The organism is Paraburkholderia sp. BCC1885 (genome assembly GCF_900996235.1).
Taxonomy (GTDB): domain Bacteria; phylum Pseudomonadota; class Gammaproteobacteria; order Burkholderiales; family Burkholderiaceae; genus Paraburkholderia.
The window spans coordinates 179,133-192,317 of record NZ_CAAJGM010000274.1 but is presented as its reverse complement, the minus strand read 5'-3'; the positions used below and the strand labels follow the sequence as shown (position 1 = coordinate 192,317).

Below are 13,185 nucleotides of genomic sequence, written 5' to 3'. Positions count from 1 at the left end.
TTGGCCGCGCGTTCGTGACGTCTTCGTCGCACCTTTGTCGAATTCCCCACTGTTTTCACCTTTCGGGCGGTCGCTCCGGCGCCGCCGCTTTTGGAAAATCTGAATGAAAGCCTCCCGTTTCTTTATCGGTACCCTGAAAGAAGCCCCCGCTGACGCCGAGATCGTCAGCCACAAGCTCATGGTGCGCGCCGGCATGATCCGTCGCGTGGCCGGCGGTATCTATAACTACCTGCCAGTCGGGCTGCGCTCGATCCGCAAGGTGGAAGCCATCGTGCGCGAGGAAATGAACCGGGCAGGCGGCATCGAGCTGCTGATGCCGGCGGTGCAGCCGGCCGAGTTGTGGCAGGAATCGGGTCGCTGGGAGAAATACGGGCCGGAACTGTTGCGTTTCAAGGATCGCAAGCAGACCGATTTCGTGATCGGGCCGACGCACGAAGAAGTCGTAACGGACATCGCGCGCAATCAGATCAAGAGTTACCGTCAGATGCCGGTGAACTTCTACCAGATCCAGACGAAGTTTCGCGACGAGATTCGTCCGCGTTTCGGCGTGATGCGCGGCCGCGAATTCATCATGAAAGACGCCTACTCGTTCGACAAGGACCAGGACGGTCTGAAAGAGTCGTATCGCAAAATGTACGACGCTTACGTGCGCATCTTCACGCGCCTCGGTCTGGATTTTCGCGCGGTGGCGGCGGATAACGGCTCGATCGGCGGCAGCGGCTCGCATGAGTTTCACGTGATCGCCGATACCGGTGAAGACGCGATTGCCTACTGCCCGACCTCGGAGTTCGCGGCCAACGTCGAAGCGGCCGAAGCCCTGCCGCTGATCGCCGAACGCGCCGCGCCCGCCGAAGAGATGCAAAAGACCGCCACGCCGGGCAAGGCGAAGTGCGAGGCGGTGGCCGAGCTGCTGAACATCCCGCTCGAACGCACCATCAAGTCGGTCATCCTCGCCACGGAAAACGACGGCGCCGAGCCGACCATCTGGCTACTGATGCTGCGCGGTGACCACGATCTGAACGAGATCAAGGCGAGCAAGCTGCCGGGTCTGGCTGAATTCCGCATGGCCACGGAAGCGGAAATCGTCGCGACCTTCGGCACGCCGCCGGGCTATCTCGGCCCCATCAACACGAAGAAGCCGGTGAAGGTGATCGCAGATAGCACGGTCGCCAACATGAGCGACTTCGTGGTCGGTGCGAACGACGTGGATTACCACCTCACCGGCGTGAACTGGGGCCGCGATCTGCCGGAGCCGGTCGTCGCCGATATCCGCAACGTCCAGAAGGGCGATCCGTCGCCGGACGGCCGGGGCGTGATCGACATTTGCCGCGGCATCGAAGTGGGCCACGTGTTCCAGCTCGGCAAGAAGTATTCGGAAGCGATGAACGCCACGTTTCTGGACGAAAACGGCAAGCCGCAGCCGATGGAAATGGGCTGCTACGGCATCGGCGTCTCGCGCATTCTCGGCGCGGCGATCGAACAGAACTTCGACGAGAAGGGCATCATCTGGCCGGAATCGATCGCGCCGTTTGAAGTCGTGCTGTGCCCCATGGGCTATGACCGCAGCGAAGCCGTGCGTGAGCAGGCCGACAAGCTGTACGCGCAACTGGTCGCGGCGGGCGTGGACGTGATCCTCGACGACCGCGGCGAGCGCCCCGGCGTGATGTTCGCCGACTGGGAGCTGATCGGCGTGCCGCACCGTCTGGTGATTGGCGAGCGTGGCCTGAAAGAAGGCAAGCTCGAGTATCAGGGCCGCCGCGACACCGAAGCGACGCTGCTGCCGGTCGACGACGCCGCGCAAGTGGTGACGCAGAAGATTCGCGCCGCACTGGCGAAGTAAGCGGAGCGGACGGTGGAGTACACCTTTCTGTCTGCGACCGTCCTGCTCCTGCTGATCACCGACCCGCTCGGCAACATCCCGCTCTTCATCAGTTGTCTGCGCGGGGTGGCGCCCGAGCGGCGCGCGGTCGTGATCCTGCGGGAGGTGGCGATTGCTTTCGCGATCCTGCTGGCGTTCATGGTGGGCGGCGACCGCTTTCTGCGAATGATGAATCTCACCGATCAGTCATTGCGGATCGGCGGCGGCCTCGTGCTGTTTCTGATCGCCATCCGCATGGTCTTTCCGCATCCGGACGGCCCGTTCGGTAACGACACCAGGGGCGGCGAGCCGCTCATCGTGCCGCTCGCGATTCCCGCGCTGGCCGGCCCGTCGGCGCTGGCGACGGTAATGCTGCTGACCTCGCAGGCGCCCGGCAAGACGCTGGAATGGATCGGCGCGCTGACGGTGACGATGCTCGTCTGCGCCATCGTGTTGATGCTGGCGGAGCGCATCCAGAAATGGCTGGGCGAGCGCACGATGATGGCGTTCGAGCGCCTGATGGGGTTGTTGCTGGTGGCGATTTCGGTGGAGATGATTCTCGGAGGGGTCCGGTCTTTCGTGCATCAGCTGTGAGTGAAAGCCGCGCGTGGCGAGTGGGTTCGGCGCCGCGCGGCGAGCAACAAAAAAGCGGCCGAGGGGCCGCTTTTTTTATGCGCGCGGGTCGATCCCGCCGCGCTATCTATCGCCGCACGTGCTTTACAAGTGCTTCACGCGCCGTCCGTCAAGGCGCGGATCGTGGGCAGGTTGCGCCAATATCCCTTGGCATCCATGCCGCAGCCGAACACATAACGGTCCGGCACTTCGAAGCCGCAAAAGTCCGGGCGCAGCGGCTTGGCCTTCGGAATGATCTTCTCGCACAGCACCGCGCTCATGAAGCGCTGCGCGCCCATCGCGAGGATGCGGTCGCGGATCGCGGCCATGGTCTCGCCTTCGTCGAGGATGTCGTCGAGCACCAGCACGACACGATCCTTCACCGACTCGGCCGGCGCCACCCGCCATTGCATCTCGCTGCCGCCCTTGGTCGAGTTGCGATAGCGCGTGAGGTGGATGTAGTCGAATTCGAGCGGGAAGTCGAGATGCGGCAGCAGCATGCCGGTGAACACCGCCGCGCCGCCCATCACGGACAGCACGAGCGGAAACTCCCCGCTCATTTCGGCAGCAATGGCCGCGGCCATTCCGCTGATCGACGCGCTGACGTCCTGGGCCGAAACGATTTCTTCGGAGTGGCGGAATATGTGGAGAGCTTCTTCGCGATTCATGACGTCTGGCGGGTTGTCGCTGTATACATTAGTGTAGGAAAGAAAACCGGCGAGAACGACGGCGCGCGCTACAGCATATACCCGCGTTCCGAAACGCGCGCCCTGGTTGTCAAGAAGATCTGGCCGGCCCGGATCATCCGCCTCGGGGCATCACCCCAGGCGAGCCGCAGGCCTTAGCGCATGCCGGGCAGCATGCCCTTCATGCCGCGCATCATCTTCTGCAGGTTGCCGCCCTTGAGCTTTTTCATCATCGTGCGCATCTGCTCGTACTGATTCAGCATGCGGTTGACTTCCTGCACCTGCACGCCCGCACCCGCGGCGATGCGGCGCTTGCGGGTGGCCTTGATCAGCTCCGGCTTGGCGCGCTCGGTGGGAGTCATGGAATTGATGATGCCTTCCATGCGGCGCATCTGCGATTCGGCCATGCCCATGTTGGCGCCAGCGGCGGCCTGCTGGAACTGCGCCGGCAGCTTGTCCATCAGCGACGACAAACCGCCCATGCTCTTCATCTGCGTGAGTTGCGCGCGGAAATCGTTGAGGTCGAAGTCGCCGCCTTTCTTGACCTTGTTGGCGAGCTTCTGCGCGGCTTCCACGTCGACGCCGCGCTGCGCTTCCTCGACGAGGGCGAGAATGTCGCCCATGCCGAGAATCCGGTTCGCCATCCGGTCCGGATAGAAAATCTCCAGGCCGTCGAGCTTTTCGGCGACGCCGACGAACTTGATCGGCTTGCCGGTGACGTGGCGCACGGAAAGTGCCGCGCCGCCGCGCGAGTCGCCGTCGAGCTTGGTGAGCACCACGCCGGTGAGCGGCAGCGCGTCGCTAAATGCCTTGGCCGTGTTGACCGCGTCCTGGCCGAGCATGGCGTCGACCACGAACAATGTTTCCGATGGTTTCAACTCGCTGTGCAGCGCGGCGATTTCCTGCATCATCGCTTCGTCGATACCGAGACGGCCGGCCGTGTCGACCAGCAGCACGTCGTGATAATGGCGTTTGGCCCAATCTACCGCGGCGCGCGCGATATCGACCGGCTTCTGGTCTGGTTCCGAGGGGAAGAAATCCGCGCCGACCTGCTCGGTCACCGTCTTCAGCTGCGCGATAGCGGCGGGGCGGTAGACGTCGCACGAGACGGTCAGGACTTTCTTCTTGTACTTCTCGCGCAGCAGCTTGGCGAGCTTGCCGACCGTGGTGGTTTTACCCGCGCCTTGCAGGCCCGCCATCAGAATGACGGCAGGCGGCGTGACGGCGAGGTTGAGTTCGACCGCCTTGCCTTCGTAGTCGCCGCCGATGATCGCAGTCAGCTCGCGCTGCACCACGCCGACCAGCGCCTGGCCAGGCGACAGGCTGCTGATGACTTCCTCGCCGAGGGCCTTCTCCTTCACCTTGGCGATGAATTCGCGCACGACGGGCAGCGCCACGTCGGCCTCGAGGAGGGCAAGGCGCACCTCGCGCAGCATCTCCTGGGTGTTCGCCTCGGTGAGGCGGGCTTCGCCGCGCAGCGTCTTGACGACGCGCGCCATCCGTTGAGTCAGATTGTCGAGCATGGGGAGCGATGAACTGTGCGGCCGGAGAACGGCGCGACGCGGGACACGTCGTGGAACTGGGGCCTAGTGTAAACTTCGAATATGGATATTGTACTGTATGCCCTCACTGCGCTCCTGTACGGCGGTCTCGCCGTCGCGGGCTGGCGCGCGCACCGGCACACCGCGTTGCGCCCGGTGCTCGAGAGCGTGCCGGCGCTGCCGGCCATGGCCGGCGCGCCGGCGGCCTCAGGCCTTGGCGTGTTCAGCGCGCCGGGGCGCTTGCTGCTGTTCATCGCGCTGCTGGCGCACGGCGTGCTGCTGCATACCACCATCTTCCCGCAGAACGCCATGGTGTTCGGTTTCGCGTTCGCGCTTTCGGCCATGTTCTGGCTCGGCGCCGGCATCTACTGGATCGAGAGTTTTTTCTTTCCGCTCGACGGCCTGCAACTGCTGGTGTTGCCGCTCGCCTGCGTGGCTTCGCTGCTGCCGCTCGCCTTTGGTGGCGTGCACGTGCTGTCGTACGCGGCGGCCCCGATGTTCAAGCTGCACTTCCTGATTGCCAACATCGCCTACGGCCTGTTTGCGATTGCGGCGTTGCATGCGGTGCTGATGCTGCTGGTCGAGCGCCGCCTGCACGCGATGCGCGGCGGCGTGCTGCAGCGGCAGGGCGCCGCAGCCGGCAACGGCTGGCTGTCGAGCTGGCTGGATACCCTGCCGCCGCTGCTGACGCTGGAGAAGCTGCTGTTCCGCCTGATCAGTGCCGGCTTCGTGCTGCTCACGCTGACACTGCTCTCGGGCATTCTGTTCAGCGAGCAACTGGTCGACCGCGCGCTGCGGCTCGATCACAAGACCGTGTTTGCGATTCTGTCGTGGCTGATGTTCGGTGCGCTCCTGACCGCTCGCAAGGTGTCGGGCTGGCGCGGCCGCGCGGCGTTGCGCTGGGTGCTGGCGTCGTTCGTGGCGTTGCTGCTGGCCTACGTCGGCAGCCGTTTCGTTTTCCAGGTGCTGTTGCACCGTCCTGTAGTGTGAGCGGTTCATGCGACAAATCTTTCTGCTGATCCTGATGTTCGTCGTCGGCCAATGGCTGGTGAAGGCAATCCGCCGTTCCGAGGCGCAAAACGCGCAGCGTAGCGGCGCCGCTGGCGGGGCGGGTGCTTCCTCGGCGGCCGGGCGGCCCGGCGGCGGTGCGCAGGCGCGCGCGGCCAAGGCGCCGCAACTTCCCGAGCCGATGATCCGCTGTGTCGAGTGCGGCGTGCACGCGCCGGCGAGCGATTCGATCGTGGTCGCGGGCGAGCCGTTCTGCTGCACCGCGCACGCGCAGCGTCACGCCACCCGCCCGACAGGCCGCGACGCCCGATGAGCGGTGGCTTCACCATCGACGCACAGGGTTGGGTGACGGCCGCACGCAAGCTGCCGTCGCCGAACTTCGAGGCACGCCCTGAAGGCGCGGTGCCGAGCCTGATCGTGATCCACAACATCAGCTTGCCGCCAGGCGAGTTCGGTGGGACGGCTATCGCGGACCTGTTCCTCAACCGTCTCGATTGCGACGCCCATCCGTACTACGACACGCATCTGCGCGGCGTGCGGGTGTCCGCACATTTCGTGATCCACCGTGACGGCGCGCTGGAGCAATTCGTTTCCTGCGATCAGCGGGCGTGGCACGCGGGTGCGTCGAATTTTTTCGGCCGCGAGCGCTGCAACGATTTCTCCATCGGCATCGAACTGGAAGGCAGCGACGCCACCGCGTTCGAAGCGGCGCAATACGAGACACTCGGTGCACTCGTGAAGGCGCTGACGGCACGCTATCCCGTCACGGCGCTCGCCGGACACTCCGACATTGCCCCCACTCGCAAGACCGATCCAGGTCCTCATTTCGAGTGGCCGCGTCTCGCGCAGGACAGCGCGCTCGCGGATCAGTATTTCCCCTATCTCAAGTTTTCCAAAACGCCGTAACGCCCCCCTGCGCGACTTTGCCGCAAGCCCGCAGAGCGAGGCACAGCCTCGCTCTGCGGGAAGCGGCATCGCGTGGTGCGATGTGAAAAGTCAACCCCGCGAGGCCAAATAAATGAATTTGAACTGTCTCGAATCTCCACTATACTTGGTGCCACAAACTCAGTTACGCACTATATCTTGTGGTGTGCTGTGCATAACCGTGTGAATAACTGAGTGCATAGCGCGTGGATAAGTCTGTGGCGCCCGGTCCTCCGGGCAAGGCGCCGCAAGCCTTCACGGCAGCACAAAAAATATCCTTGCGGCGCGGCCGGAAGACCACCGGCGGCGTCCAGAAGTATTCAGGAAAGGGGCTTGGCAAGTGATCGCGACACAGACGACGAAGACCATCATCCATTCGAATCTGGCTTCACCGCTGTCGCATCCCGCCAACCGGCCCGGCCGGTCTCTTTCCTGCACCCCATCGCTTGCGCTCGCGCCGGCGCAGCGTTCGTACTAATCCGCGATTTCTCTTCGCACATTTCCAGGACCAGGAGCTTTGCACATGCAAACCACCGATAACGTGACGACCCGGTACGAGGGCGCACCCACTGGCCAGGCCTTCGGCCAGGCACAAGGCGCGCAAGCGCTCGCCCCGCAAGCGACCTTCGCCGACTACAAGGTGATCCGTCGTAACGGCAGCGTGGTGTCGTTCGAACCGTCGAAGATTGCCATCGCCGTGACCAAGGCATTTCTGGCCGTCAACGGTGGTCAGGGCGCGGCATCGGCGCGCGTGCGCGAACTGGTCGAGCAACTCACGCAAAGCGTGGTGCGCGCACTGCTGCGCAGCCGTCCGAACGGCGGCACCTTCCATATTGAAGACATCCAGGATCAGGTCGAACTCGCGCTGATGCGCGGCGGCGAGCACAACGTCGCGCGCGCCTACGTGCTGTATCGCGAGAAGCGCACCCAGGAGCGCGGCCACGACGCGGTCGAAGCGCCCAACGGCTCGCTTGGCCTCACCGTCACCGACGGCGGCGTGACGCGTCCGCTGGATATGGTGGCGCTGCGCGGCATCATCGAATCCGCCTGCGCGAATCTGGGCGACGCCGTGAGCGCCGAGCCGATCGTCGCGGAAACGGTGAAGAACCTGTACGACGGCGTGCCGATGAGCCAGGTCTACGACTCGGCCATCCTCGCTGCGCGCACGATGATCGAAAAAGATCCGGCGTACAGCCAGGTCACCGCCCGCATCCTGCTGCACACGATCCGCCGCGAGATCCTCGAAGAGGAAGTCACCCAGGCGGCCATGGGCGAGCGTTACGCCGAGTACTTCCCGAGCTTCATCAAGCGCGGCGTGCAAGCCGAGCTGCTCGACGAAAAGCTGCAACAGTACGACCTGAAGCGCCTGGGCGCCGCGCTCGACGCCGACCGCGACCTGCAGTTCGGCTACCTCGGCCTGCAAACGCTATATGACCGCTACTTCCTGCATCACGACGGCGTGCGGATCGAAATGCCGCAGGCATTCTTTATGCGTGTGGCGATGGGTCTGGCGCTGAACGAGATTGATCGCGAAGCGCGCGCCATCGAGTTTTACAACGTGCTGTCGAGCTTCGACTTCATGTCGTCCACGCCGACGCTGTTCAACTCGGGCACGCGCCGCTCGCAACTGTCGTCGTGCTATCTGACGACGGTGGACGACGACCTCGACGGCATCTACGAAGCGCTGAAGGAAAACGCGCTGCTGTCGAAGTTCGCCGGCGGTCTGGGCAACGACTGGACGCGTGTGCGCGCGCTCGGCTCGCACATCAAGGGCACCAACGGCAAGTCGCAAGGCGTAGTGCCGTTCCTGAAAGTGGTCAACGACACGGCCGTGGCCGTGAACCAGGGCGGCAAGCGCAAGGGCGCGGTGTGCGCGTACCTGGAGTCGTGGCACCTGGACATTGAAGAATTCCTTGAGCTGCGCAAGAACACCGGTGACGACCGTCGCCGCACCCACGACATGAACACGGCGAACTGGATTCCCGACCTGTTCATGAAGCGCGTGCACGAAGGCGGCGACTGGACGCTGTTCTCGCCGTCCACCTGCCCGGATCTGCACGACAAGTTCGGCGCCGAGTTCGAAGCAGCTTACACAGCTTACGAAGACAAGGTCGCGCGCGGCGAGATCAAGCTGTTCAAGAAGATTCCGGCGGCGCAACTGTGGCGCAAGATGCTCGGCATGCTGTTCGAAACCGGCCATCCGTGGATCACGTTCAAGGATCCGTGCAACATCCGTTCGCCGCAGCAGCACGTGGGCGTCGTCCACTCGTCGAACCTGTGCACGGAAATCACCCTGAACACCAGCGACGCCGAAATCGCCGTCTGCAACCTGGGCTCGGTGAACCTCGTCGCTCACCTGAAGACGCAGGCCGACGGCACCCTGGTGCTCGACCACGACAAGCTCAAGCGCACCATCAGCGTGGCGATGCGCATGCTCGACAACGTGATCGACATCAATTACTACGCGGTCGCCAAGGCGCGTAACTCGAACCTGAAGCACCGTCCGGTGGGTCTGGGCATCATGGGCTTCCAGGACTGCCTGCACCTGCTGCGCACGCCTTACGCGTCGGAACAGGCGGTGGCGTTCGCCGATACGTCGATGGAAGCGGTCTGCTATTACGCCTACTACGCGTCGACGGAACTGGCGCAGGAGCGCGGCCGTTACTCGAGCTACCGCGGCTCGCTGTGGGATCGCGGCATCCTCCCGCAAGACACGCTGAAGCTGCTGGCCGACGCGCGCGGCGGCTACGTGGAAGTGGATTCGAGCGAGTCGATGGACTGGACGGAGCTGCGTTCGCGCATCGCCACCTACGGCATGCGTAACTCGAACTGCGTGGCGATCGCGCCGACGGCGACGATCTCCAACATCATCGGCGTGTCGGCCTGTATCGAACCGACCTTCCAGAATCTGTACGTGAAGTCGAATCTGTCGGGCGAATTCACGGTGGTCAACGACTACCTGGTGCGCGACCTGAAGGCGCGCGGCCTGTGGGACGAAGTGATGGTCGCCGACCTGAAGTACTTCGACGGCACGCTCTCGCGCATCGACCGCATTCCGGCCGACCTGCGCGCGATCTACGCGACCGCGTTCGAAGTCGACGCAACGTGGCTGGTCGAGGCGGCTTCGCGTCGCCAGAAGTGGATCGACCAGGCGCAGTCGCTGAATATTTACATGGGCGGCGCGTCGGGCAAGAAGCTCGACGAGGTCTACAAGCTCGCCTGGCTGCGCGGTCTGAAGACCACGTATTACCTCCGCACGATGGCGGCCACGCACGTCGAGAAGTCGACGGTGGCGCACGGCGCGCTGAACGCGGTGAGCTCGGGCGGCAGCGAAGGCTCGGGTGGTGCGGGCGGCGTCGGTGGCGGCGCGGCAGGCGGCTTCGGCATTGCCGGCGGCGCTTCGTCGGGTGGTCTGCAAGCGGCGGCGGCAGCGCCGGCCGTGGCTGTCGAAGCCGCTGCGGAAGCCGATGGTCCGGTGTGCATGATGCGTCCGGGCGATGCGGGCTTCGACGAGTGTGAGGCTTGTCAGTAACACCACACGTGCCGATGCCTGGTGCTTCATCCAGGCATCGGCCGGGCGGGCACCCGTCTTGCGTCGGGTAATAAACGGCAACATGCAGCGACATGCAGCAGCACCGCGAGCAACATCGCCGCAGTAACGAGTGCAGTAACGAGCGCGGCGACGACGCGGCAGCAAATTACCAGGCAACCCGAAGCGCTCGACACGAAGCGCCCGACACGAAGCGCCCGGTGCGCGAGACACTCAGGCTCGCCAGCTCGCACGACACATTGAACTTCGCCTTGCTCGTGCTGACGAATCAGTAACAGCCAGGGCGTCTCAAAGAACACTCAGGCAGCTAACGCAACACAGTTTGCAGTGCATCGAAATCACTTCGATTCGATGCACGCTCGAGAGAGCGAAGCACTTCGACATCACACGTTTTGATCGCTTCACGTGAGGCATCAGAGACAGTCTGTTGACCAAAGTGTTGTATGAAGGTCGCAACGCGAATCGAAAACAGGATTTTTCATCAGCGAACTCTTTTATCGCTCGTGAAAAGATGGTACAAACCGTTCTAAATTGATGGTGACATTTATGCTCAACTGGGATGACGAGATCACTGCCGTAACTCCCTCGAGCGCTACGCAACTCAATGAGTTGCGCAACGCTGCGGGAACGGCTGTCGGTACGCAAGCAGCAACGCGTTCCGCTCCTCACGCTCCCTCGGCTCAGGAAATCTTCGCGAACGACATCGCTGTCGCTCCCGTCGTTACCCGCGCCGCTCCCCAATCTGCCGCTCAAGGAACCGCCGCCGCTCCGGTCGCCGTCTCCGAAGCGCGCGTGAATGTCGCCGACAAGCGCATCATCAACGGCCAGACTGACGTGAATCAGCTGGTGCCGTTCAAGTACAAGTGGGCGTGGGAGAAGTATCTGTCCGGTTGCGCGAACCACTGGATGCCGCAGGAAATCAACATGTCCCGCGACATCGCCCTGTGGAAAGACCCGAACGGGCTGACCGAAGACGAGCGCCGCATCGTCAAGCGCAACCTCGGCTTCTTCGTCACGGCCGATTCCCTCGCCGCCAATAACATCGTGCTGGGCACCTACCGCCACATCACGGCGCCCGAATGCCGCCAGTATCTGCTGCGCCAGGCGTTCGAAGAGGCGATCCACACGCACGCTTACCAGTACATCGTCGAGTCCCTCGGTCTCGACGAAGGCGAAATCTTCAACGCGTATCACGAGGTTTCCTCGATCCGCGCCAAAGACGAATTCCTGATTCCCTTTATCCATCCGCTGACGGACCCGGCCTTCAAGACCGGTACGCTCGAGACAGACCAGACGCTGCTGCGCTCGCTGATCGTGTTCGCCTGTGTGATGGAAGGGCTGTTCTTCTACGTCGGCTTTACCCAAATCCTGGCGCTCGGCCGTCAGAACAAGATGACCGGCGCGGCGGAACAGTACCAATACATCCTGCGCGACGAGTCGATGCACTGCAATTTCGGCATCGACCTGATCAACCAGATCAAGCTCGAAAACCCGCACTTGTGGACGGCTGAGTTCCGCGCGGAAATCCGCGAAATCTTCAAGCAAGCGGTCGACCTCGAATATCGTTACGCAGAAGACACGATGCCGCGCGGGGTGCTCGGCCTCAATGCGTCGATGTTCAAGAGCTATCTGCGCTTCATCTGCAACCGCCGTTGCCAGCAGATCGGTCTCGATCCGCTGTACCCGAACGAGGAAAACCCGTTCCCGTGGATGAGCGAGATGATCGACCTGAAGAAGGAACGCAACTTCTTCGAGACACGCGTCATTGAATATCAGACCGGCGGTGCACTGAGCTGGGAGTAATCCCGGGTGTGTCGCCGATGAATTCGTCGATGGGGATGCCGCAGGCAAGGGCCGCGGCAGTTATGGTTAGGAGCAGAACCGCCTGATGCAGAGCGTGCCCGGTGCCTTAGCGGCCCACAAACATGACAGGCACTTTGCGAACCCTTCAGTGGGATGGGCAAACTTCCCCCCGGAAAAAGCCGTTGGCCGGATGGCCGACGGCCCGATCAAACGATTGCCGGCGTCGAAATCCGACGCTGACTGGACTTGGCGCGCGGTGCCCAATGGCACGGCGCGCCTTACCGTATTCATTAGCGTAAGCGCGCAGCACCTGCGTACGCCGATGAATAGCCCGCTTCGTAGCGCCCGCCTTGAGAAGCGTCCGCGGGAAGCGGGTTTTGACGAAGGGTGTAGTTTGAACTGACTCTCATCTGAAAACCTGAAGGAGAAAATGATGGCAACTGCAAAAAAAGCCGCCGCTAAGAAAGTCGCTGTGAAGAAGGTTGCAGCGAAGAAAGCAGCACCGGCAAAGAAAGTCGCTGCTAAGAAGGTCGCAGTGAAGAAGGTTGCAGCAAAGAAAGTTGCTGTGAAGAAGGTTGCAGCGAAGAAGGCTGCACCGGCCAAGAAGGTCGCAGCGAAGAAGGTTGCAGCCAAGAAAGTCGCAGTGAAGAAGGTTGCGGCGAAGAAGGCAGCACCGGCCAAGAAGGCTGCTGCAAAGAAAGTTGCAGTGAAGAAGGTTGCAGCGAAGAAGGTCGCCAAGAAGGCAGCACCGGCGAAGAAGGCCGCTGCCAAGAAGGCGCCGGCGAAAAAGGCTGCCAAGGCTCCTGCTGCGAAGAAGGCTGCCAAGGCTCCTGCGAAGAAGGCCGCCAAGGTCCCCGCTGCGCCTGCCAAGAAAGCCGCTGCACCGAAGAAGGCTGTTGCGAAGAAGGCTGCTCCGGCACCTGCCGCTCCCGCAGCAACGAGCGCAGCACCGGCGGCTACGGTGAAGACCGCGTTGAATCCGGCTGCAGCATGGCCGTTCCCGACCGGCAGCCGTCCGTAATTTGCTGACGAGTCGTTAGGCACATTCCGATGTGTCCGATGATTGAGTAGCCAGTCAGTCCCGCTGCTCAATCACCGTCCCGTCGCCGGGTTTCCGGCGGCGGGATTTTTTTTTGGCCTTTTTTTGGCCTTTTTTTGGCCTTTTTTTGGCCTTGGTCTGGCCTTTGTCGACCTTATGGATCG

The 13,185-nt window shown here is 62.8% G+C and carries 12 protein-coding genes; 10 read left to right on the top strand and 2 right to left on the bottom strand.

Going from position 1 to position 13,185, the window contains the following annotated elements; translation table 11 throughout:
* Positions 1-103 precede the first annotated feature (103 nt).
* Together FQ755_RS35690 and FQ755_RS35685 are read left to right on the top strand one after the other, a co-directional pair.
* Positions 104-1,840, top strand: a complete 1,737-nt coding sequence (locus tag FQ755_RS35690; protein ID WP_144162708.1) for a proline--tRNA ligase — start codon at positions 104-106, stop codon at positions 1,838-1,840.
* A gap of 12 nt (positions 1,841-1,852) precedes the next feature.
* Positions 1,853-2,452, top strand: coding sequence for a MarC family protein (locus FQ755_RS35685; protein ID WP_144162706.1), 600 nt, complete (start codon positions 1,853-1,855; stop codon positions 2,450-2,452).
* A 134-nt stretch (positions 2,453-2,586) separates the two neighbouring features.
* On the opposite strand, the gene FQ755_RS35680 is transcribed toward FQ755_RS35685, so the two are convergent.
* Together FQ755_RS35680 and ffh are read right to left on the bottom strand one after the other, a co-directional pair.
* Entirely contained in the window at positions 2,587-3,138 is a 552-nt protein-coding gene (locus tag FQ755_RS35680) for a hypoxanthine-guanine phosphoribosyltransferase (protein WP_144162704.1), read from the bottom strand.
* A 173-nt stretch (positions 3,139-3,311) separates the two neighbouring features.
* A complete protein-coding gene (gene ffh, locus FQ755_RS35675; protein ID WP_144162702.1) occupies positions 3,312-4,679 on the bottom strand; it encodes a signal recognition particle protein in 1,368 nt (455 codons plus the stop codon).
* 81 nt (positions 4,680-4,760) lie between these two features.
* Between ffh and FQ755_RS35670 the strand changes: the two genes are divergently transcribed.
* From FQ755_RS35670 to FQ755_RS35630, 8 genes are all read left to right on the top strand, one after another.
* A complete protein-coding gene (locus tag FQ755_RS35670; protein WP_144162700.1) occupies positions 4,761-5,687 on the top strand; it encodes an inner membrane protein YpjD in 927 nt (308 codons plus the stop codon).
* Between the two features lie 7 nt (positions 5,688-5,694).
* Positions 5,695-6,018: a PP0621 family protein gene (locus FQ755_RS35665; protein ID WP_144162698.1), complete on the top strand. Its 324-nt coding sequence runs from the start codon at positions 5,695-5,697 to the stop codon at positions 6,016-6,018.
* On the top strand, positions 6,015-6,611 hold the full coding sequence (gene ampD, locus FQ755_RS35660) for a 1,6-anhydro-N-acetylmuramyl-L-alanine amidase AmpD (RefSeq protein WP_144162696.1): 597 nt from the start codon (positions 6,015-6,017) through the stop codon (positions 6,609-6,611). The genes FQ755_RS35665 and ampD overlap by 4 nt, the downstream gene beginning before the upstream one ends.
* A gap of 541 nt (positions 6,612-7,152) precedes the next feature.
* Positions 7,153-10,161 carry a ribonucleoside-diphosphate reductase subunit alpha gene (locus FQ755_RS35655; protein ID WP_144162694.1) on the top strand — a complete coding sequence of 1,003 codons (3,009 nt, stop codon included), beginning with the start codon at positions 7,153-7,155 and terminating at the stop codon, positions 10,159-10,161.
* A gap of 92 nt (positions 10,162-10,253) precedes the next feature.
* Positions 10,254-10,454: a hypothetical protein gene (locus FQ755_RS35650; protein WP_144162692.1), complete on the top strand. Its 201-nt coding sequence runs from the start codon at positions 10,254-10,256 to the stop codon at positions 10,452-10,454.
* A 271-nt stretch (positions 10,455-10,725) separates the two neighbouring features.
* A complete protein-coding gene (locus FQ755_RS35640; RefSeq protein ID WP_144162690.1) occupies positions 10,726-11,982 on the top strand; it encodes a ribonucleotide-diphosphate reductase subunit beta in 1,257 nt (418 codons plus the stop codon).
* Between the two features lie 85 nt (positions 11,983-12,067).
* Positions 12,068-12,385, top strand: coding sequence for a hypothetical protein (locus FQ755_RS35635; RefSeq protein WP_144162688.1), 318 nt, complete (start codon positions 12,068-12,070; stop codon positions 12,383-12,385).
* 30 nt (positions 12,386-12,415) lie between these two features.
* A complete protein-coding gene (locus tag FQ755_RS35630) occupies positions 12,416-13,003 on the top strand; it encodes a histone H1-like DNA-binding protein (RefSeq protein ID WP_074302573.1) in 588 nt (195 codons plus the stop codon).
* Positions 13,004-13,185: the final 182 nt, after the last annotated feature.